The sequence below is a fragment of the Mycobacterium sp. pV006 genome, from assembly GCF_041287115.1.
GTDB lineage: Bacteria > Actinomycetota > Actinomycetes > Mycobacteriales > Mycobacteriaceae > Mycobacterium.
In genome coordinates, this window is record NZ_JBGGKT010000028.1 from 1 (window position 1) to 20,075 (window position 20,075).

The 20,075-nt window shown below is 66.5% G+C and carries 20 protein-coding genes and 1 pseudogene; 6 read left to right on the top strand and 15 right to left on the bottom strand.

Annotated features, from left to right (window positions below):
* Positions 1-75: 75 nt before the first annotated feature.
* From ACAG25_RS24010 to ACAG25_RS24070, 13 genes are all read right to left on the bottom strand, one after another.
* Positions 76-360, bottom strand: coding sequence for an acylphosphatase (locus tag ACAG25_RS24010; RefSeq protein ID WP_370490973.1), 285 nt, complete (start codon positions 358-360; stop codon positions 76-78).
* Positions 344-760, bottom strand: a complete 417-nt coding sequence (locus ACAG25_RS24015) for an OsmC family protein (RefSeq protein ID WP_370490974.1) — start codon at positions 758-760, stop codon at positions 344-346. The genes ACAG25_RS24010 and ACAG25_RS24015 overlap by 17 nt, the downstream gene beginning before the upstream one ends.
* 114 nt (positions 761-874) lie before the next feature.
* Entirely contained in the window at positions 875-1,750 is an 876-nt protein-coding gene (gene mutM, locus ACAG25_RS24020; protein WP_370490975.1) for a bifunctional DNA-formamidopyrimidine glycosylase/DNA-(apurinic or apyrimidinic site) lyase, read from the bottom strand.
* An 18-nt stretch (positions 1,751-1,768) separates the two neighbouring features.
* A complete protein-coding gene (gene rnc / locus ACAG25_RS24025) occupies positions 1,769-2,461 on the bottom strand; it encodes a ribonuclease III (protein ID WP_370490976.1) in 693 nt (230 codons plus the stop codon).
* Positions 2,458-3,096, bottom strand: a complete 639-nt coding sequence (locus tag ACAG25_RS24030; protein WP_370490977.1) for a DUF177 domain-containing protein — start codon at positions 3,094-3,096, stop codon at positions 2,458-2,460. Before ACAG25_RS24030 ends, rnc begins: the two co-directional genes overlap by 4 nt.
* A 54-nt stretch (positions 3,097-3,150) precedes the next feature.
* Positions 3,151-3,888, bottom strand: coding sequence for a cell division protein SepIVA (gene sepIVA / locus ACAG25_RS24035; protein WP_370490978.1), 738 nt, complete (start codon positions 3,886-3,888; stop codon positions 3,151-3,153).
* 93 nt (positions 3,889-3,981) lie between these two features.
* Positions 3,982-4,548, bottom strand: a complete 567-nt coding sequence (locus ACAG25_RS24040; RefSeq protein ID WP_370490979.1) for a hemerythrin domain-containing protein — start codon at positions 4,546-4,548, stop codon at positions 3,982-3,984.
* An 85-nt stretch (positions 4,549-4,633) separates the two neighbouring features.
* Positions 4,634-5,110, bottom strand: a complete 477-nt coding sequence (gene coaD / locus ACAG25_RS24045; RefSeq protein WP_370490980.1) for a pantetheine-phosphate adenylyltransferase — start codon at positions 5,108-5,110, stop codon at positions 4,634-4,636.
* A 41-nt stretch (positions 5,111-5,151) separates the two neighbouring features.
* A complete protein-coding gene (gene rsmD, locus ACAG25_RS24050; protein WP_370490990.1) occupies positions 5,152-5,718 on the bottom strand; it encodes a 16S rRNA (guanine(966)-N(2))-methyltransferase RsmD in 567 nt (188 codons plus the stop codon).
* On the bottom strand, positions 5,715-9,104 hold the full coding sequence (locus ACAG25_RS24055; protein ID WP_370490991.1) for a pyruvate carboxylase: 3,390 nt from the start codon (positions 9,102-9,104) through the stop codon (positions 5,715-5,717). The genes rsmD and ACAG25_RS24055 overlap by 4 nt, the downstream gene beginning before the upstream one ends.
* Before the next feature lie 103 nt (positions 9,105-9,207).
* Positions 9,208-9,843, bottom strand: coding sequence for a vitamin K epoxide reductase family protein (locus tag ACAG25_RS24060; protein WP_370490981.1), 636 nt, complete (start codon positions 9,841-9,843; stop codon positions 9,208-9,210).
* Complete coding sequence (locus tag ACAG25_RS24065) at positions 9,840-10,607, bottom strand: DsbA family protein (RefSeq protein WP_370490982.1); 768 nt, start codon at positions 10,605-10,607, stop codon at positions 9,840-9,842. The genes ACAG25_RS24060 and ACAG25_RS24065 overlap by 4 nt, the downstream gene beginning before the upstream one ends.
* 32 nt (positions 10,608-10,639) lie before the next feature.
* Positions 10,640-11,647 (bottom strand): alpha/beta hydrolase, encoded by a 1,008-nt coding sequence (locus ACAG25_RS24070; RefSeq protein ID WP_370490992.1) that lies wholly within the window; start codon positions 11,645-11,647, stop codon positions 10,640-10,642.
* A 254-nt stretch (positions 11,648-11,901) separates the two neighbouring features.
* On the opposite strand from ACAG25_RS24070, the gene ACAG25_RS24075 reads away from it, so the two are divergent.
* From ACAG25_RS24075 to ACAG25_RS24085, 3 genes are all read left to right on the top strand, one after another.
* Positions 11,902-12,741 (top strand): aldo/keto reductase, encoded by an 840-nt coding sequence (locus tag ACAG25_RS24075; protein ID WP_370490983.1) that lies wholly within the window; start codon positions 11,902-11,904, stop codon positions 12,739-12,741.
* A 67-nt stretch (positions 12,742-12,808) separates the two neighbouring features.
* Positions 12,809-13,189, top strand: coding sequence for a carboxymuconolactone decarboxylase family protein (locus tag ACAG25_RS24080; protein WP_370490984.1), 381 nt, complete (start codon positions 12,809-12,811; stop codon positions 13,187-13,189).
* Positions 13,186-14,106, top strand: a complete 921-nt coding sequence (locus ACAG25_RS24085) for an NAD(P)-dependent oxidoreductase (RefSeq protein ID WP_370490985.1) — start codon at positions 13,186-13,188, stop codon at positions 14,104-14,106. The genes ACAG25_RS24080 and ACAG25_RS24085 overlap by 4 nt, the downstream gene beginning before the upstream one ends.
* On the opposite strand, the pseudogene ACAG25_RS24090 reads toward ACAG25_RS24085, so the two are convergent.
* Positions 14,072-14,356 (bottom strand): annotated as a pseudogene (locus tag ACAG25_RS24090) (HNH endonuclease family protein); the annotation flags it as partial. The gene ACAG25_RS24085 and the pseudogene ACAG25_RS24090 overlap by 35 nt on opposite strands.
* 174 nt (positions 14,357-14,530) lie before the next feature.
* On the opposite strand from ACAG25_RS24090, the gene ACAG25_RS24095 reads away from it, so the two are divergent.
* The 3 genes from ACAG25_RS24095 to ACAG25_RS24105 are packed head-to-tail and all read left to right on the top strand — an operon-like array spanning position 14,531 to position 18,274.
* Positions 14,531-15,706 (top strand): tyrosine-type recombinase/integrase, encoded by a 1,176-nt coding sequence (locus tag ACAG25_RS24095; RefSeq protein WP_370490986.1) that lies wholly within the window; start codon positions 14,531-14,533, stop codon positions 15,704-15,706.
* Positions 15,696-17,858 (top strand): tyrosine-type recombinase/integrase, encoded by a 2,163-nt coding sequence (locus ACAG25_RS24100; RefSeq protein WP_370490987.1) that lies wholly within the window; start codon positions 15,696-15,698, stop codon positions 17,856-17,858. The genes ACAG25_RS24095 and ACAG25_RS24100 overlap by 11 nt, the downstream gene beginning before the upstream one ends.
* Before the next feature lie 8 nt (positions 17,859-17,866).
* Positions 17,867-18,274 (top strand): DUF6262 family protein, encoded by a 408-nt coding sequence (locus ACAG25_RS24105; RefSeq protein ID WP_370490988.1) that lies wholly within the window; start codon positions 17,867-17,869, stop codon positions 18,272-18,274.
* A gap of 1,040 nt (positions 18,275-19,314) precedes the next feature.
* Here ACAG25_RS24105 and ACAG25_RS24110 read toward each other — a convergent pair.
* A partial coding sequence (locus tag ACAG25_RS24110; RefSeq protein ID WP_370490989.1) for a hypothetical protein occupies positions 19,315-20,075 on the bottom strand: 761 nt, incomplete at its 5' end.

The following is a 20,075-nucleotide window of genomic DNA, read 5'->3' on the forward strand; positions in this document are numbered from 1 at the left end:
CCGACCCCACACCGGCATCGGCGGAATGACACCAATCGAGCGCCTACGCGTTCACAACCTACCCGTGAAGAACAGCTAGCGCTCGGTGAAGCCCGCGATCGCGTCGACCGGGTCGGTCCAGTCGGAAATCACCTTGTCCACCTGACCCGGTGTGTTTCCCGAGGTGAGCTGGTCGAGCAGTTGTTCGCACCTGCTGCGCGCCCCCTGGGCGACGACGTGGACGCGCCCGTCGGGTTTGTTGGCCGCGTAGCCGGTCAGGCCCAGTTCCAGCGCCCGCGAACGCGTCCACCAGCGGAAACCGACGCCCTGCACCCGGCCGTGCACCCAGGCGTCGAGCCGGACGTCACTGTCGGCCAACATCTTTGACCTCAAATGTCACTTGCGTCCCAGACTTCAACGTGCGCCCCACGGTGCACACCTGGTCGATCGCGCGCTGCACGACCGTCAGCAGCCGGTCGACCTCGTTCGGGTCGAGCCCCGACAGATCGAGCTCGAGGGTCTCCTCCAGCAGCGGGTAGCGCTCCTGGTCGCGGTCGGCCGGACCGGAGACCCGCACCGTGGCCGGGTAGTCGTCACCGAGCCGACGCCGCAGCGGCTGGTCACTGGCCATGCCGCTGCACGCCGCCAGCGCGATCTTGAGCAACTCACCGGGGGTGAACACGCCCTCGACGTCCTCGGAGCCCACCAGCACCTCCGCGCCGCGTGAACTGCGGCCCGTATATCGGCGTACCCCGGTGCGTTCCACCCACAGATCGGTCATGGCTCATTTCTACAACCCCGCCGAACTTGCATTCCACGCGCGTCAAGTGGCGACTTGACGCGCGTGGAATGCAAGTTCGGCGCCAGTTTCGGGTGGAGCCAGGTACGGGTGGAGCTAGGTGCGCGGGCGAGGCTGGCAGCGCGGGCAGTAGAACGACGAGCGGTTCATGAACTTGTCGCGGCGCATCACCGCGCCGCAGCGCCGGCAGGGCTCGCCTTCGCGGCCGTAGGCGTCCAACGACCGGTCGAAGTAACCGGACTCGCCGTTGACGTTGACATACAACGAGTCGAACGACGTGCCGCCCTGGCCCAGCGCGTCGCGCATCACGTCGGCGGCCGCGTCGAGCAGTTCACGCAACTTCGGTCGCGACAACGCCGAGGCCAGACGCGCGCCGTTGACCTTGGCGCGCCACAGCGCCTCGTCGGCGTAGATGTTGCCGATACCGGACACGACCGTCTGATCCAGCAGTTGCCGCTTGATCTCGGAGTGCTTGCCGCGCAACACCTTCACCACCGCGTCGCGGTCGAACCGCGGATCGAGCGGGTCGCGCGCGATGTGGGCCACCGGCTCCGGCACGGCCGTGCCGTCGACGGTCACCATGTCGGCGACCATCCAGCCGCCGAACGTCCGCTGGTCGACGAAGCTCATCGTCGTCCCGTCGTCGAGCAGGGTCGCGATGCGCAGGTGATTCTCGTTGGGCACCGGGCCGGCTTCTGCTCCTTGCGTGCGCGTCCCCAGCAGCATCTGCCCGCTCATGCCGAGATGGACGACCAACGCGACTTCTGCCCCCAGCGTCAGCCACAGGTACTTGCCGCGCCGCCCGGTTCCGGTGATCTGCTGCTCGAGCAGCCGAGCCGTCAGGTCCGCCGGTCCCGCCTCGTGCCGCCGCACCGCCCGCGGATGGTGGACGCGCACCGCGGTGATGGTGCGACCGGTGACGTGCTCGTGCAGCCCACGGCGGACGACCTCGACCTCAGGCAGTTCAGGCATGACGCAGCGCCCCACCCGTCACGACTCGTTCAGCGCCTTCCACGCCGCTGCGGCTGCTTTGAGCTCGGCTTCCTTCTTCGTCCGGCCCACCCCCGCGCCGCGCTCGATGTCGGCGACCACGACGGTGGCACTGAACTCCTTGTCGTGGTCGGGGCCGGTGGAGGTGACGACGTAGGTGGGCGCCCCGAGCCCGCGTGAGGCGGTGAGCTCCTGCAGGCTGGACTTCCAGTCCAGGCCGGCGCCCAGTGTCGGCGCGGTGTCGAGCAACGTGCCGAACAACCGCAGGATCACATCTTTGGCCACCGCCCCGCCGTGCTCCAGGTAGACCGCGCCGAGCAGAGACTCGACGCCGTCGGCCAGGATGCTCGACTTGTCGGCTCCCCCGGAGTTCTCCTCGCCCTTGCCCAGCAGCAGATAGGCGCCCAGCCCCTTGTCGGACAGGCCCCGGCCCACCTCGGCCAGCGCCTGGGTGTTGACGATGCTCGCGCGCAGTTTGGCCAGATCGCCTTCCGAGCGGTCGGGATGGCGGTGGTAGAGCTCCTCGGTGATGGTCAACCCCAGCACGGAGTCGCCCAGGAACTCCAGCCGCTCGTTGGTGGGCAGACCGCCGTTCTCGTAGGAGTAGCTGCGGTGGGTCAGCGCGATGGTGAGCAGCTCGTCGGGTAGCTCGACGCCGAGCGCCTCGAGGAGCGGCGCGCGGTCGACCGTCACGACTCCTCTCCAGAGCTCTGCTCGCGGAGCTCGGTGCCGGTCTGCTCGCGGAGCTCGGTGCTGGTCTGCTCGCGGAGCTCGGCCAACTTCGCCCAACGCGGGTCGATCTGCTCGTGGTGATGTCCGGGTTCGGCGGTGGCCAGCGGCACCCCGCACTGCGGGCACAGGCCCTGGCAGTCGGGTCCGCAGACCGGGGAGAACGGCAGCACCAGCCCGATCGCGTCGATGATCGGTTGTTCCAGCTCGACCGCGTCCGCACCGCCGCTGCGGGTCACCCGCGGCAGCTCGTCTTCCTCGGTGGTCGCGTCGGTGGTGCTCTCCGGGTACGCGAACAGTTCGGTGAGCTCGATCTCGATCTCGCCCTGCAGCGGCGCCAGACAGCGTGCACACTCGCCGGCGGTCACCGCCGACACCGTGCCCGACACCAGCACGCCCTCCGACACCGATTCCAGCCGGAGGTCGAGCTGCAGCGGCGATCCCTCCTCGACCGCGATGAGCTCGAGTCCGATCCGGGACGGACTCGGCACCGTGGTCTGCATCGTCACCATCGAACCAGGACGCCGACCCAGCCGGGATACGTCGATCACCAGCGGCGACCGTGACCCCCGGTGCGCCGCGCTAGCGTGCGTCGCCATGTCCGCCATCGTACGGCGAGGTGGGAACAGGTTCAGCCGCCGCCGTCGCGACGGTCAGCGGGACACGTAGTCGTGCGTGCCTGCCGCGGTGCGCAATTGGTGACGACCACGCCCCACCGACCGCAGCGTCCCGTTGAGGAACTCCTCGAACTCGGCCAGCTTGCTGTCGACGTAGATGTCGCACTCACCGCGCAACCGGTCGGCTTCGGAGTGCGCGGCGTCGATCATCCGGGTCGCCTCCGCGGTGGCGGTGGCCACCACCTCGGTCTGCGACACCAGGCGCTGTTGCTCCTTGATGCCTTCCTGAACGGCCTTCTCGTAGGCCAGATTGCCGCTCTCGATCAGCCGGTCGGCCTCCGACTTCGCCCGCCCGGTGGCGGCTTCGTACTCACGCTTGGCGGTCGCGGCGATCCGTGCGGCTTCCTCACGGGCCTCGACGACCATGCGCTCGCTGTGCTGACGCGCCTCGGCCACCATGCGGTCGGCTTGGGCCTTCGCGTCGGCCAGCAGCCGGTCGGCCTCGGCGCGCGCATGGTTGACCATCGAGTCGGCCTCGGCGTTGGCGGTCGCGACCGTGGACTCGGCGTGCTCCTTGGCCTCGGTCAGCATGGTGTCGCGGGCGTCGAGCACGTCCTGGGCATCGTCGAGTTCGCCGGGGATCGCGTCCTTGATGTCGTCGATGAGCTCGAGGACATCACCTCGGGGCACCACGCAGCCGGCCGTCATCGGCACGCCGCGGGCTTCTTCGACGATGGCACCCAATTCGTCGAGCGCTTCGAAAACTCGGTACACGGTGACACCCTCCAGGCGTAGTTGTTAGTGACCAGTGTGCCTGGTGTTACGCCTGTGACTCGGTTTTTCTGGTCCCGGTGTGTCGCCCCGTCCTCACCGCAGCGCCGCGCCGATGGCGTCGCGCGCCCGGTCGAGTATCGACGCGAACGGCCCCAACGCGAAGTTCAGCTTCGCCGACTCCACCCCCGGGTGCGGCCGGGTGGGCGCGATGGCCTCGGCGGCGCGGACGGCAGCGGCCATGCTCTCGAGCTCGTCGGCGTCGAGTTCGCGCTTGAGTTTCGGGAACTCCTCGGCCTCCTCGTTGAAGGCGTGCTCGAGCACCAGGTCCCTGAACTTGGTCAGCGCGGCGATGAACTCGTCCGACGCGATGTCCATGTCCTCGAGCGCCGCCAGCTTCTGTTTGGCCACATGCTCCTCCTGCAGGCGCGCGTCGACCACCGCGTCTCCGTTGTCGATCTCGCGGCGGGCCCGGGGATGGACCACCATCTCCTCCGCGGTTTCGTGCACGGCGAGCAGTTGCCGCAGATCGGTGAAGGCCTTCTTGCGGGCGTCGGAGCCCGAGGCGTGCAGCACGTCGTCGAACATGTCCTTGATCAGGTTGTGTTGATCTCGCAGGAATGCGACGACGTCATCGGTGGATTGGACGAATGTTTGCGCCACGGTCGGCACCTTTCGGGTGAGTCGAAGATGGCGGCGCGAATGGGCTGTGCGCCGTCACCGGTGGACGTACCCGCAGGTGACGGACTCAACCGCGCAATTTCTCCCGCAACCGGACGTTGACCGGCTCGGGCAGCAGGTCGGAGACGTCCCCGCCGAGCGAGGCGACCTCCTTGGCCAGCGACGAGGACACGAACGAGTAGCGCGGCGTCGCGGTGATGAAGAAGGTGTCCACCCCGGCCACGTGCTTGTTCATCTGCGCCATCTGCCACTCGTATTCGAAGTCGGTGCCGCTGCGCAGACCTTTGACGATCGCGGTCATCCCCCGTTCACGGGCGAAGTCGACGACCAGGCCGCGACCGGATTCGGCCCGCACATTGGGCAGATGCGCAGTGGACTCCTCGATCAGGGCGAGCCGCTCCTCGAGGGTGAACATCCCCTTCTTGTTCGGGTTGACCAGCACCGCGACGACCACCTGGTCGAACTGTGCAGCGGCGCGCTCGAAAACGTCGACGTGACCGAGGGTCACGGGGTCGAAGGATCCCGGGCACACCGCTCCACTCATGGGCCCCGACGCTAGCAGGACGTTGCGGCGGCGCGCCGAGGTCACACCCGCTCTGCGAGTTCGATGCGGGTGTCGCCGTAGCGGCGGGGTTTTCCCACCGACCACTGTGGTGGCCAGGCCAGTTCCGCGGCCCCGACCGGCCGCTCGACGACCACCACGGTCCCCGGGGCGGTCCACCCGTGATCGGTCAGGGCGGTCAGCGCCGCCTCAACCTCGTCGTTGGGCACTTCGTAGGGCGGGTCGGCGAGAACCAGATCCGCCGGACGTGCCGGCGCCGCGGCGAGCACGGTGGCCACCGTCGCACGCCGCACGACCGCGCCCAGCGCACCCAGGGCGGCGATGTTGCGTTCGATCACTGCCGCAGCCTTGGCGTCGGCCTCGACGAACAGTGCCGACGCCGCTCCCCGCGACAGGGCCTCGAGCCCCAATGCACCGCTGCCGGCGTACAGGTCGACCACGCGCATGCCGTCGAAGTCCGTCCGCGCCGCCAGCAGATTGAACAGCGCTTCACGCACCCGGTCGGTGGTGGGCCGCGTTCCCCGCCCGGACTTGTGCTGCGGCACGGAGATCCGCCGTCCCCCGAACTCGCCGGCGACGATGCGGCTCAGGTCACCACCACCAGCAGATCCCCGCCTTCGACCTGCGCGGTGGCGCTGACCGCGATGCGTTCGACGGTGCCGGCCTTGGGGGCGGTGATGGCCGCTTCCATCTTCATCGCCTCGATGGTCGCGATGGTCTGACCCGCGCTCACCGAATCCCCCTCTGCGACAGTCACGCTCACCACGCCGGCGAACGGTGCGGCGACGTGGTCAGGGTTCTTCCGGTCAGCCTTCTCAGCGGCAGGCACCTCGCTGGCGACGTTGCGGTCCCGGACCACCACGGGACGCAGCTGACCGTTGATGATGCACATCACCGTGCGCATGCCGCGCTCGTCGGCGTCGGACACCGCCTCCAGGCCGATGAGCAACTCGACGCCGCGCTCGAGGGTGACGCGGTGCTCCTCGCCGTGGCGCAGACCGTAGAAGAACTGGTTGGCCGACAGACTCGACGTGTCGCCGTAGAGCTCCCGGTGGGCTTCGAATTCCTTCGTGGGCCCGGGGAACAGCAGACGGTTCAGTGTCGCCTGACGTTTCGCGCCGGGCTGCGACAACAGGTTCTCGTCCTCGGCGCTCAGGTCGGCCTGCGGCTTGGCCTGCGCGCGACCGGCCAGCGCCTTGCTGCGCAGCGGTTCGGGCCAGCCGCCGGGCGGGTCGCCGAGTTCGCCGCGCAGGAAGCCGATCACGGAGTCGGGGATGTCGAATTTGTCGGGCTCGGCGGCGAAATCGTCGGCGGTGATCCCGGCGCCCACCAACGCCAGCGCCAGGTCGCCGACGACCTTCGACGACGGGGTGACCTTCACCAGTCGCCCGAGGATACGGTCCGATGCGGCGTAGGCCGCCTCGATCTCCTCGAACCGGTCTCCGAGTCCCAGCGCTGTGGCCTGCTGCCGCAGGTTCGACAGCTGTCCGCCCGGGATCTCGTGCCGGTAGACGCGGCCCGTGGGCGCTGGGGGGCCGGCGGTGGCAACGTCGAAGGGCGCGTAGACCTTTCGCAACGCCTCCCAGTACGGTTCCAGGTCGCACACGGCGTCCAGCGACAAGCCGGTGTCGTACTCGGTGTGCGCGGCGGCTGCGACGATCGAGGACAGCGCCGGCTGGCTGGTGGTGCCCGCCAGCGGCGCCGACGCCCCGTCGACGGCACTGGCCCCGGCCTGCCAGGCCGCCAGGTAGGTGGCCAGCTGACCGCCGGGGGTGTCGTGGGTGTGGACGTGCACCGGCAGGTCGAAGCGGCTGCGCAGCGCAGCGACCAGCGTGGCCGCCGCCGGCGGGCGCAGCAGACCGGCCATGTCCTTGATCGCCAACACATGCGCGCCGGCCTCGACGATCTCCTCGGCCAACCGCAGGTAGTAGTCCAGCGTGTAGAGCGTCTCGGCCGGGTCGGACAGATCACCGGTGTAACTCATCGCGACTTCGGCGACCGCCGTGCCGGTTTCGCGCACCGCGTCGATGGCCGGCCGCATGGAGTCGACGTTGTTGAGCGCATCGAAGATCCGGTAGATGTCGATCCCGGTGGCCGTGGCTTCGGCGACGAAGGCCCGGGTGACCGACTCCGGGTAGGGCGTGTAGCCGACGGTGTTGCGTCCCCGCAGCAGCATCTGCAGGCAGATGTTGGGTATCGCCTCACGCAGGGCTGCCAACCGTTCCCACGGGTCTTCCTTCAGGAAGCGCAGCGCCACATCGTATGTTGCGCCGCCCCAGCATTCGATGGACAGCAGCTGCGGTGTCATCCGCGCGATGTACGGGGCGACCATCAGCAGACCGGAAGTCCGGATGCGCGTGGCCAGCAGCGACTGATGGGCGTCGCGGAAGGTGGTGTCGGTGACCCCGACGGAGCGGGACTCCCGCATCCAGCGGGCGAACGCCTCCGGGCCGACCTCGGTGAGCAGATGCTTGCTGCCCCGGGGCGGCATGCTGTCGAGATCGATCTGCGGCAGCTTGTCCTGGGCGTAGACCGCCGACTGCCGGGGGCCGTGCGGCTGATTGACGGTCACATCGGCCAGGTAGTTCAGGATCTTGGTGCCGCGGTCGGCGGTGGTGCGCGCGGTGAGCAGGTAGGGGCGATCGTCGATGAACGACGTGTCGACGCGCCCGGCCCGGAAGTCGGGGTCGTCGATGACGGCCTGCAGGAACGGGATGTTGGTCGACACACCGCGCACCCGGAACTCGGCCAGCGCACGATGGGCTCGGGCCACCGCGGTCTCGAAATCCCTTCCGCGGCAGGTCAACTTGACCAGCATCGAATCGAAGTGGGCGCCGATCTCGGCACCCAGGTGGGTGCCGCCGTCGAGCCGGATCCCCGCGCCGCCGGGTGAGCGGTAGGCGGTGATGCGGCCGGTGTCGGGGCGGAACCCGTTGGCCGGGTCCTCGGTGGTGATCCGGCACTGCAGGGCTGCCCCGCGGATGGCCAGCGTGTCCTGGCTGAGCCCGAGATCGGCCAGTGTCTGCCCCGCCGCGATTCGCAACTGGCTGGCGACCAGGTCGACGTCGGTGATTTCCTCGGTGACGGTGTGTTCGACCTGGATGCGGGGGTTGCACTCGATGAAGACGTGGTGGCCGCGTTCGTCGAGCAGGAACTCGACCGTGCCGGCGCAGGTGTAGCCGATCTGGCGGGCGAACGCCACCGCGTCGGCGCAGATCCGGGCCCGCAGCTCCGCGGGCAGGTTCGGGGCCGGCGCCAGCTCGACGACCTTCTGGTGCCGGCGTTGCACGCTGCAGTCCCGCTCGAACAGATGCATGACGTTGCCGGCCGTGTCGGCGAGGATCTGGACCTCGATGTGGCGGGGCCGCACGACAGCCTGCTCGAGGTAGACCGTCGGATCGCCGAACGCCGACTCGGCCTCCCGGCTGGCGGCCTCGATCGCCTCGGCCAGTGCGTCCCGCTCGGTGACGCGGCGCATGCCGCGCCCGCCCCCGCCGGAGACCGCCTTGACGAAGATCGGGAACTCCATGGATTCGGCGGCCGCGACCAACTCCTCGACCGACGACGACGGCTCCGAGGACTCGAGCACCGGCAATCCGGCCGCACGAGCCGCGGCGATGGCTCGGGACTTGTTGCCCGTCAACTCCAGGACGTCGGCGCCGGGTCCCACGAACGTGATGCCCGCGGCTGCGCACGCGGCCGCCAGTTCGGGATTCTCCGACATGAAGCCGTAGCCGGGATACACCGCGTCGGCCCCCGCGGCGACGGCCACCCGCATGATCTCGTCGACCGACAGGTACGCGCGGACCGGATGCCCGGTTTCGCCGATCTGGTAGGACTCGTCGGCCTTGAGCCGGTGCAGCGAGTTGCGGTCCTCGTAGGGGTATACCGCGACGGTCGCGATGCCCATCTCGTAGGCCGCGCGGAACGCGCGGATGGCGATCTCACCGCGATTGGCGACGAGGACTTTCGAAATCCGACCGGGCACGGTTCACCTTAACCTCGCAGGTCAACCTCACAGAAACCCAGCGTGCCACGGTGAGAAACGCTGCAGAGCACCAACGCCGCCACCCGGCACGTCAGATCAGCGTCGACCAGTAACTCCAGAACCGTTCCAGGATCAACAGCAACACCGCGGTGAACCACAGCACCACCAGCGACCACCGCCACGTGTACAGGGTCCGGACCACCGCGTTTCCGGAGTCCTGCGGACGCAGTGCGAGCACCGTCGTGACCACCAGCAGCGGCACCACCACCGCCCACACCACCATGCAGTACGGGCACAGCGCACCGATGCGGTACAGGCTCTGGAAGATCAGCCAGTGCACGAACACCGTGCCGAGCAGCGTTCCCACCGCCAAGCCGCCCCAGTACCACCGCGGCAACGAGACGTTGGCCAGGGCCAGCACCCCGCTGACCACCACGATGGTGAACGAGATGATCCCGATCAACGAGTTGGGGAAGCCGAACACCGACGCCTGCGGCGTGATCATCACCGAACCGCACGACAGCACCGGGTTGATGCTGCACGTCGGGATGTAGTTGGGATCGATGAGCAGTTCGATCTTCTCGACGGTCAGCGCCAGTGCGGCCGCCAGACCGGCGATCCCGGCGAGCAGCACCCACACCGCGCTGCTGCGGGGCACCGCGACCGGTGTCGAGTCCTCGGCCGCCGGGCCGTCGGAGGCGACGGTGTCGGTCGCGGCGGCGGTCATGACGCGGGGACCGGCGCCGTGGCCGGCGGTGCGGTCTCCAGACCCGGCACGTCGCCGACGATCTCCTTGATCTTCGCGACGAAGGCATCCGGGGTGCTGTATTGGTAGTCCTCACCGTTGATGCGCACCGACGGCGTGGACTTGATGTCGGTGGCCGACGCCAGGCCGCGGACCATCTCCTCGTAGGTGCCCTTGTTGATGCAGTCGGGCACCGTGCCGCCGGCCCCGGCCTGCCGCGCGACCTCGATGAGCCGCTTGTTGTCCGGGTAGGCGCCACCCATCTCGCCGGGCTGCTGCGCGAACAGCGCCGCGTGGAAGCGGCGGAACGCCTCGACCGATTCGTCGGCGACGCAGTACGCGGCGCCACCGGCCCGCGACGGGTAGTTCTTGTTCTGCGGCCGGTCGAGGATCCCGACCATGTAGTAGTCGGCCGCGATCACGCCGTTGTCGATCAGCTTGTTGATCGTGGGACCGAACTGGGCCTCGAACGCGCCGCAGTGCGGGCACAGGAAGTCTTCGTAGACCGACACCACGGCCTTGGGCTCGTCGGTGCCGTCCTTGGTGATGACGCTGTTGGAGGCCACCCGCACCGACTTGGTCTCACCGGCGGCGGGCTTCTCGTCGGCGGACATCACGATCCAGAGGACCAGCGCGACGGCGAACAGGACCACCACGGACGTCAGACCGATCTGGATCAACAGATTGCGCTTACGGTCGGCAGCCTTGAGGTCGTACCGCGCGTTCTTCTTGGGTTTGGTCGCCACGCCAGACAGCGTACCGGCGTGTTCAGAGGTGGTTATCCGGTGTGGCTCAGATGCGCCCGCGTCGCGGAGATGATCTCGGCGATCGCGGTGGCGCTGTCCCCACCCAGCGGGAAGAAGTTGGCGAACCCGTGTACCAGCGAGCCGTACTCGCGGAAGTCGACGGGGGTACCTGCCCGGCGTAGCGCGTCGGCGTAACTGCGGCCCTCGTCACGCAACGGGTCGAAGCCGGCGGTGACCAACAGTGCCGGCGCCAGCCCGGAGAGGTCGTCGGCCAGCAGCGGGGAGACCCGCGGATCCTCGGCGGCCACGTCCGCCCCGTCGAGGAAGTGGTGGGTGAACCAGTCCAGGTCGTCCTGGGTCAGGAAGAACCCGTGCGCGAACAACGTGCGGGAGCGGGTCTGGCCCTGGTAGTCGGTCACCGGGTAGAGCAGCAGTTGCAGCGCCGGCTGGGGCGTCCCCTCCGCCCGGGCCCGCAACGTCAGCAACGCGGCCAGATTGGCGCCGGCGCTGTCACCGCCGACGGCGATGCGGCGCGGGTCGGCGCCCAGCTCGGCGGCATGTGCGCGCGCCCAGAGGTAGGCGGCATAGGCATCCTCGGCACCGGCCGGCGCCTTGTGCTCCGGCGCCATCCGGTAGTCGACCGACAGCACGTGGATGTCACCGGCCCGACAGATTTCGCGGCACAGATCGTCGTGCGAGTCCAGACTCCCGATGACGTGCCCGCCTCCGTGGAAGAACACCAGCAGGGGCGCATCGGCGGAGGCGGCGACGTAATGGCGCGCCGGCCGCGGTCCCTCGGCACCGTCGACGGTGAGATCGCGCACCTTCGCGACCGGGATCCGCTGCCGGAACCCCGCCGAGAGCTGCTCCAACTGCGCACGTGCGACCCCCGGGTCGTCGTCGGCCACCAGCCCGTCGATGCCCATCATCTGCTGCCCGGCCAGCATCAGCTGCATGGTCGTGTCCAGGGTATTGCCGTCGATCACGACGGCACGTCCACCCAGCGCCAGGCGTTTCAGGCCGCGCGGGATCCGGGGCATGGCGCGCAGTGTCAAGCCGGCCACCTTGTTGGTCGCGATGTCCTTGACCGACAGCTTCGCCGCCGACACGCTGCGGGTCGTCCCGTCGACGGTGGTCATGGCAGCTCCCTCCGACATCTGTTCCCGGTCCCCGCCGGGCACACGCGAATTTCGGGTCAGCCTACGGCGCGGAGTGTCACCGCACGTTGATTAGGTGGCGATCCGCGGCGGTCATATAGTCATCGCGAGCATTCCACTTCAGAGAAGAAGGTGACATGACCTCGGCGGCCGCGATTCCCACGGTGACCCTCAACGACGACCATACGATGCCGGTCCTCGGCCTGGGGGTCGGCGAGCTGTCCGAGGGCGAGGCCGAAGACGCGGTCGCGGCCGGGATCGAGGCCGGTTACCGGCTCATCGACACCGCGGCGGCCTACGGGAACGAAGCAGCGGTCGGGCGCGCGATCAAGGCCTCCGCCGTCCCGCGCGAGGAAATCTTCGTCACGACCAAGTTGGCCGCCGGCGACCTCGGCTTCAAGTCGTCGCGTGATGCGCTGACCGCGTCGCTGGAGCGGCTGGGGCTGGACTACGTCGACCTCTACCTGATCCATTGGCCCGCAGGCGAGCAGGGCAAGTACGTCGACAGCTGGGGCGGCCTGATGAGGGCCAAGGAGGACGGCGACACCCGGTCGATCGGGGTGTCGAACTTCCACGCCCACCACCTCGACGACATCATCAGCCTCTCGTTCTTCACCCCGGCAGTGAACCAGATCGAGTTGCATCCGCTGCTCAACCAGGCGGAGTTGCGGGCGGTCAACGCCGAGCACGGCATCGCCACCCAGGCCTACGGCCCGCTCGGTGTCGGACGGCTGCTGGACCATTCGGCGGTCACCGGGATCGCCGAGGCACACGGCAAGACCGCGGCGCAGGTGTTGCTGCGCTGGAACCTGCAACTGGGCAACTCGGTCGTCACCCGTTCCACCTCGCCGGAACGCATCAAGTCCAACCTCGGGGTCTTCGACTTCGAACTGACCGACGAGCAGATGGCTGCCCTCGACGGCCTCGACGAGGGCACCCGGTTCCGGCCCGACCCGGACACCTACACCGGCGACTGATCGCCGCGTCCGGCGGGGTAGTTTCGGTGCCCTGCCAGCACCGCTGCCGATCGAACGGAGATGCCGGGTGGACGAACGTACCTACGAGACCGGTCGCACCATCCGCCGCGAAGTGCTCGGCGACGCATACGTCGAGAAGGCGGCCGCCCAGGCCGATGACTTCTCGGCACCGCTGCAGGACCTGGTCACCGAATACTGCTGGGGCGCGGTGTGGGGCCGCGACGGCCTGACCCGTCCGACCCGCAGCATGCTCAACCTGGCGATGCTCGCGGTGCTCAACCGCCCGCACGAGTTGCGCACCCACATCCGGGGCGCGCTCACCAACGGGGTCACCCGCGAGGAAATCCGCGAGGTCTTCCTGCAGGTCGGTGTGTACGCCGGGATCCCGGCCGCGGTGGACAGCTTCCGGGTGGCCCGCGAGGTCTTCGCCGAACTGGACGCGCAGTGACGATCCGCGACCTCGGCTTCATCGGCCTGGGCAACATGGGGTTCCCGTTGATGCGGCGCCTGGTGTCGGCCGGTCACCGCGTGACGGTGTTCGACACCGACGCCGGCGCGCTGGAGCGCGCCGTCGGTGTGGGCGCCACCGCCGCCACGTCGGTGCGCGCGGTGGGCGACAACGCCGAGACGGTGCTGGCGAGTCTGCCCACCCCGCAGGTCTCGATGGACGTGGTCACCGAAGTCGCAGCGGCGCAACGGATCCGGTGTTTCATCGATCTGTCGACGGTGGGTCGCTCTGCGGCGCAACGTAATCACGACATGTTGGGCGCGCATGACGTGGCGGCGCTGGACAGCCCGGTCAGTGGCGGCGTCCACGGCGCCGAGGCGGGCACGTTGGCGATCATGGTCTCCGGCCCACGCGACCGATTCGACATCCTCGCCGACGTCTACTCGACGTTGGGCCGGGCGATCTTCGTCTCCGAGCAGCCCGGTGCGGCGCAGACCATGAAGCTGGTGAACAACCTGATGGCGGCCACCGCGCTGGCCGCGACCGCCGAGGTGATGGTGATGGGCGTCAAGGCCGGGTTGGATGCTCACGTGATGATCGACGTGCTCAACGCCGGGTCCGGCGGCACGCACGCCAGCCGCGACAAGTTCCCCCGCGCGGTGTTGCCGCGCACCTTCGATTACGGCTTCGCGACGGGGCTGATGACCAAGGACGTCGCGCTGTACCTGGCCGAAGCGCGGGAACTCGGGACACCGGTCGAGGTCGCCGAGTCGATCGCACGGATCTGGGAGACGACCCAACGCCTCCACGGTGCGGACTCCGATTTCACGTCGGTGGTCAAACCGATGGAGGACGCGGCCGACGTCATCGTGGGACAGGCGATCACGGGGCCGGACAGGTCGCCGCCGCGTCGGTGAGCACCGGCACCGACGGCGCGTCGACCGGTAGGCCGTAGCCGCGCAGGACCGCGATGTACTGCATCGCGTACTGGCAGTGGAACGCCTCGTTGGGCGGCATCCACAGCGCCGGTTCCTTGTCCCCCTTGTCCTGATTGGCCGAGCCGTCGACGGCCAGCAGGTTGGCCGGATCGTTGGCGAAGCGGGTCCGTGTCTCGTCGGACCAGGCGCGCGCACCCATGTCCCACGCGTAGGCCAGTGGGACCAGGTGTTATACGTAATCTCGTATCCGTCACGTTGACGTAGCCGGTAGGCCTCACGAAGCCAAATTCCGACCGTCGATGACGGCATATCTGTAGTCCTTCAACGTGCCGATAACAGCGTTCACGCGGCGGCGGTTCTTGTCGGAGGCCCGGCGTAGCTTGACCTCAATAGGGGGTGGGCGATGGCGACAACTCAGCGAGTACTGCTGGATGGCGTCACGACCTGGACAGTCGTGTCGGAGTCACTGTCGGTGGTCGAACCGGTCGAGCAGTATCTTGAGTTCGGCCGGCAGAACGGGTTCGCGCCGAACACCATCAAGGCTTACGCCCGGGGCCTTGCTCAGTGGTGGTCGTTCCTGGAGAAGACGTCCAAGTCCTGGGATGCCGTTCAGATCCGCGACTTCGGTAGCTTCTTGGCGGCGGTCCGCCACAACGACCTCGAGCCGAACGTTCGCTTGCTGCGGCCCCAGCCTGCGGTTGCCGAAAACACCGTTCGTCTGCGACTCCACGCCGTGCTGGCCTTCTACCGATACCAGGCGGGGTGCGGCAACGACGTCGCTCCATTTCTCTACGACCAGGTCCGTGGACGATCCACTTCCTATCTAGCGTTCCTGCACCACACCGCTGGCAGGAAGGCTCAGCGCCGCCCCGCAGTACGAGTTCGCTTACCGCGCAGAGATATCCCCATTCTCAGCCCCGAGGTCGTCGCCGACCTTCTCGATAAGGAAGCCGTCTACTCCTCCGAGACGGCAGAATGGACCGGCGACCTTCGCTACCGGCTGCTGTGGGCCGTACTTGCCGAAACGGGCATGCGCCTTGGCGAAGCGTTGGCGCTGCAGCACCGCGACTGGAACACCGGCAGATCGTCCACCGCGACTGTGTCGATTGTTGAGCGGCCGCACCCCTACGGCTTGGCAACAAAGTCAGGAGCCCGTCGAGTTCACATCGGGAGCAGGCTCGACAGGCTGTACGCCGATTACGTGTGGTGGCTGTGCGATCAGGGCGCGGACGCCCTCGTCGACGACTGGGACAACGCCTACATCTTCTGCAATACGCAGCGCGAGCCACTGTTCGGGCCCCTTAGGCCAGAATCGGTCTACGCACATTTACGAGCCGTGAAACGCAGGCTCCCCCAGCTGCCGGCTGCCATGACTCCGCACTGGTTTCGCCACACCCACGCGACGGCGTTACTGCTGGCCAATACCCCGCTGCATGTGGTGAGCCGCAGGCTCGGACATCAGAGCGTGCAGACCACGATCAACACCTATGGACACGTCACCGAGGACGCCGAGTTGGAAGCGCTCGCGAACTGGCGCGAGGTCGTAGCCGGCTGGGAGGCCAACCGCGATGGAAACTGAAGCGTCGAACACCGCGAACACGAGCGCGCCGCGGCGCACAGACCGGCGAGATCCGAGGCTGCCCCTAGCAGAGATGTTTGATCCCGCTGTAGCACAGAGCCTTTGGGACTCTCTGCCGCCAGAGTGCCAGGTCGATCACATTGACAAGAAGAACATTCCGGAACGGTATCGCGGTGCTATCAAACTGACCAGCGCCGGCGGTCCCTGGACAACCTGCTACATCAACATGCGGGAATTGCCCGAGCCGATGACCCACGAACTCGCCTGGCTACTGCACCGCGAAATCGAGCTGGGGCGGCCGATCAATCCAAACATGTTCAATGCCGCAACCCGCGTGCTGCGGATGGCAACGAATCACGGCACCTCACGAGGACGCCAGGCCGTGTCGCTACTACAACTGACCCCTGACGAGTGGGTGCGAGAAGTTCAGGCGGCACGAATGCGTGGAACCAAGGTCGGGGCCAGCGTCGACTCCTATGCACTGGGTCGTCTACGCCAACTGCAGGATGTGCTCGTCTACCCCTATCACCGTGGGCAATGGTGGGAACTGAACGTCTGGAATCCGCAGCTCGATCGCCGCATTCCTCAGCGTAAGCATGAACCCCTCGGCCGCAACGTCGTCAACTTCAGCCATCTGACCAGCGACTGGCTACGAGAGGGCGCCAAGCTGTGGTTGTCTGCCAATCTGTGCGCCGGGACGATGACATGGAGCACTCTCAAGACACGCTTGAACAATTTGAAGTGGTTGCAACACCATATTGATCAGTGGGGCGATGAAGGGCCATGCCTCACCACCGACCCCCACGCATTACGTCCCTTTATCCGCGGATTCTGCGAGATGCTGCTCGCCCACCGCACGCCCGACGGCAAGAACAACGCCGGCCAGCCACTGGCCAAGAATCCGCGCCGGCAGATCATGGTCGGCATCGAACAGTTCTACCGATGGATGTACGACCACCGCGACGAAGCCGAGGCAAAGCATCGCGGCTGGAAAGACCTCCGCGCCGAACACTGCGTGCTCTTCCGCCCCGAGGACAAGCCGCGATTCACCAACAAGAAGTCCGAGGACATGGTCCTCGACGATGAAGTCGTTCAGCGCATCGCGGAGGGCTCTGAGCTACTTGCGAGGCCTCGCAGCGAGGGCGGACTGGGCGACATCCAAGCCTTTCACGCCCTGATGCTGTTGATCCGCACCGGCCGGCGCGTGAACGAGATCCTGATGATGGATTTCGACCCGCTCATCGCGCTGCAGCGACTTCCCGGCGACTCCAATGAAGACGGGGATGGAGCCAGCGACTTCGTGGCTCGCATGCGCTATCAACAAACCAAAATCGAGTCGGCATTGCCGAATTCGATCCCGGTCGACGCCGAGGTCGTCGCCATCATCAAGGCACAACAGCAAGTGGCTCGCGACTTCCTGATCGACATGGGATCACCCGACGTCACACCGCGTTACCTGTTCATGCGCAGCCGAGTGAACCGACGCGGCACCGCACCCTACTCGCGGGCGACACTGCATCTTCGCCTGCGACAGCTCGCGGATAGGCTCGCGCTCACGGACGCCGCGGGCCGCCCCGTCGAGATCAGCAAGACCCATCGATTCCGGCATACTGCCGCGACCAACCTGATCAACGCCGGGGTGCCACTCCACGTCGTCATGCGGTACTTCGGGCACATGAGCCCGGAGATGACACTCCACTACGCCGTGACGCGTTCGCAGGTCATGGAGGAAGAGTTCCTCAAGTACAAGAAGGTCTCCCGTGATGGCCGCACCGCCGAGATCGACGGATCAGACCTCTACGAGCTCATCCAGCTCGATCGGCGCGCAGACCGCGTACTTCCGAACGGCTGGTGCACTCTTCCTCCGAAGCAGCTCTGCGACAAAGGAAATGCCTGCCTCACGTGCCCGAAGTTCGTCACGGACGCCACCCACACCCCAGAACTGCAACGTCAGCTCCAGGCCACGGCGCAGCTGGTCGAATCCAGACAAGTTGCCTTCACGGCCAAGTACGGGGCGCCGATGGGCGAAGACAACGTGTGGCTGCAGGGGCGCCGCACCGAGATTGATTCGCTCAATCGCATCCTGCTGTCCCTCACCGATGTCACCGACCGCGCCGTCCGCGGCGCCGGGGTCTCCGACGATTCCGCTTAGGAGGAGCAGTGACCCAGCATCTTCGCGATGCCGCCGAGCGCCGTCACAAAGAGGCGGTGCATCGTGCGACCGTTGCGCTCGGCAAGCTCTCCGCAGCCGGGGCAGCCATCACTTTTTCCAGCGTAGCTCGGGAGGCCCGTGTGTCGACAGATTTCCTCTATCGGCAACCGCAACTGCGCCAGCAAATTCAACAGCTTCGAAGCGCTTCCGGTACTTGTCGTGATTCCGAGCAGGCTGCAGATCAGGCTGGCAGCTCCGCACCGGTCCGCGCATTGTCTGCGCAGTTGAAGACGCTACGGCGCAACTACCGCCAGGAAATAGCATCACTCCAAGCCGCGCTTGCGGCTGCACACGGTGAGAATCTGGCTCTTCGCAGAAAACTCGCTGCTTACGAACAGGACAACTATGGCGAATGATGAGAACGACACCGTGCCAATCGAAGGATTCTATGACTGGGGCCCGGGAGTGGTTGTGACTGCCGATTGCCTAGGCAGGTCTTTTCTGACCACCCTCGGCGCTCGGCCGCTCCAGATCACGATGCCGACGTTTGACGGAACGTCCGTGGTCGAGCCTCCACTGCTTTTCAAACGCCCCGACCGTTGGGTGAACGTCGACCCGCCTAGCCCGTGGGGCGAACTAAGAGCGTGGAACGACTCTGCCGATGGCACAACGATCCCAGCCACGGTGTGCGTAAAGCGGGCTCGAATTGTCGTTGGGATCAACCGTGACGAGTTTGACGATAGTGTTGGACCCAAACTCGATGAGTTGCTCTCCTCGTGGTGGGAGGCGCTCAGCTCGTGGATTGAGATCGTGACTGGACAAGATCTGGCCACTCACGGTGAGCGACAACCGAAAGTGCCCCAGCACTTCCATCTGTGGACCGGAGCCCCTGACGGCACCATGAAGCCACTTTCAATGATGTTCTACGGAAAGTTCTTTCCGACCGGAATCAGCATCCTTACGCCTAGTGGCTTAGCCGCTTGTTTGGATGCAGTCGCGCGCGGACAGACTCCGCCTCCCGAGCACCTCCATCTGAGTGACGCTCGCTCGCTTCACAATGACGAGCAGTGGCGCCGAGCAGTCATCGACGCGGCAACCGCAGCTGAAGTTGCAATCACTTCGTGGCTGGACACCCGGCTAGCCAACATTGAACCCGAAATAAAGGCAGCGCTTCTCGGAACCCCATTGACACTAGGTCGGCTCCATCGTTTGTATACCCGACTTGGCGGGACTCTTCCGCAGGACTTCGACAGAATAGTCGTGACACCGAGAAACCACGCCGCACATCGGGGAGCGGCTCTAACGGGAGTTCAGTCGGAGGCGGCGATTGCCGCAACAGCGGAGCTGCTTAACGCCGCGAGTCCAATGCCATTCTGACATGTCACGCGGTGCGGCCCCGAAGTCCCAGCGCCAGAAGGATTTAGCCCGAGACTCCCTCGATTAGCGCTTGCCCACCTTAGTGCTCGTGCAATTGGCGTCGAATCACATCAATGAGTCGGTCGAGTATCGGTTCAGATTCCTCTCGCACAACCACATCTCCACGGGCTACTGCTGACAAGATAGATTCAAAGACGGCGTGCTTTGCGCGCTTAACGATCGGTTTTGGACTGGCAACACCAGCAGCGTCGAGAATCGACGTCAACCGTTCACTCCAGGCGCCGCTTCGATTCTGGTCCAGCGTTCGACGCTGTCGCGTCGACAAAGTGAAACCAATCGCCTTTTCAACTCCGTCGATGTATGCCGGAAGCAAGAACATGTCTTCCATTTCGGCGTACTTCAGTCCGTTTCGTTTGATCTGTACAACGCAGGTCGGGTCAACAATCCCGTCTACCTGTAGGCGGTCAACATCCTGAATGCCCGCCTCATCCCCATCGAACACCACCACGGGTTGCGTAAGAATGCTGCGTGCTGCGAGTGCGCGCGCATAGATCTTGCTTCCTGACCCCGCAGACTCGAAAGTGACCCGGCCGTCCACCACCCATTCGTCAACCGAAGGGTCCCGTTGAGCCAGAAGAGGCGGCAGAATCTTCTCATCAAGCCAACCCTCAGCAATGACTATGACCTCCGTGGACGCAAGTGCGTCAGAAAGTCGCACGCCAAGCGACACTCGCAAATCCTCAATTGTCTCTGCTCGCTGCGGAGCAATGATCAGAACCTGTGGATGAGCCTCGGTGAGGGGGCGTGAAAGTGGGCGCACCTTCCCGAGGATGATCTGAA

Coding starts and splice junctions, on each gene's coding strand:
- ACAG25_RS24010 (WP_370490973.1), bottom strand. CDS start 360: ATGTTGGCCGACAGTGACGTCCGGCTCGACGCCTGGGTGCACGGCCGG.
- ACAG25_RS24015 (WP_370490974.1), bottom strand. CDS start 760: ATGACCGATCTGTGGGTGGAACGCACCGGGGTACGCCGATATACGGGC.
- mutM (WP_370490975.1), bottom strand. CDS start 1,750: ATGCCTGAACTGCCTGAGGTCGAGGTCGTCCGCCGTGGGCTGCACGAG.
- ACAG25_RS24030 (WP_370490977.1), bottom strand. CDS start 3,096: ATGGCGACGCACGCTAGCGCGGCGCACCGGGGGTCACGGTCGCCGCTG.
- coaD (WP_370490980.1), bottom strand. CDS start 5,110: ATGAGTGGAGCGGTGTGCCCGGGATCCTTCGACCCCGTGACCCTCGGT.
- ACAG25_RS24060 (WP_370490981.1), bottom strand. CDS start 9,843: ATGACCGCCGCCGCGACCGACACCGTCGCCTCCGACGGCCCGGCGGCC.
- ACAG25_RS24070 (WP_370490992.1), bottom strand. CDS start 11,647: ATGCCCCGGATCCCGCGCGGCCTGAAACGCCTGGCGCTGGGTGGACGT.
- ACAG25_RS24075 (WP_370490983.1), top strand. CDS start 11,902: ATGACCTCGGCGGCCGCGATTCCCACGGTGACCCTCAACGACGACCAT.
- ACAG25_RS24095 (WP_370490986.1), top strand. CDS start 14,531: ATGGCGACAACTCAGCGAGTACTGCTGGATGGCGTCACGACCTGGACA.
- ACAG25_RS24100 (WP_370490987.1), top strand. CDS start 15,696: ATGGAAACTGAAGCGTCGAACACCGCGAACACGAGCGCGCCGCGGCGC.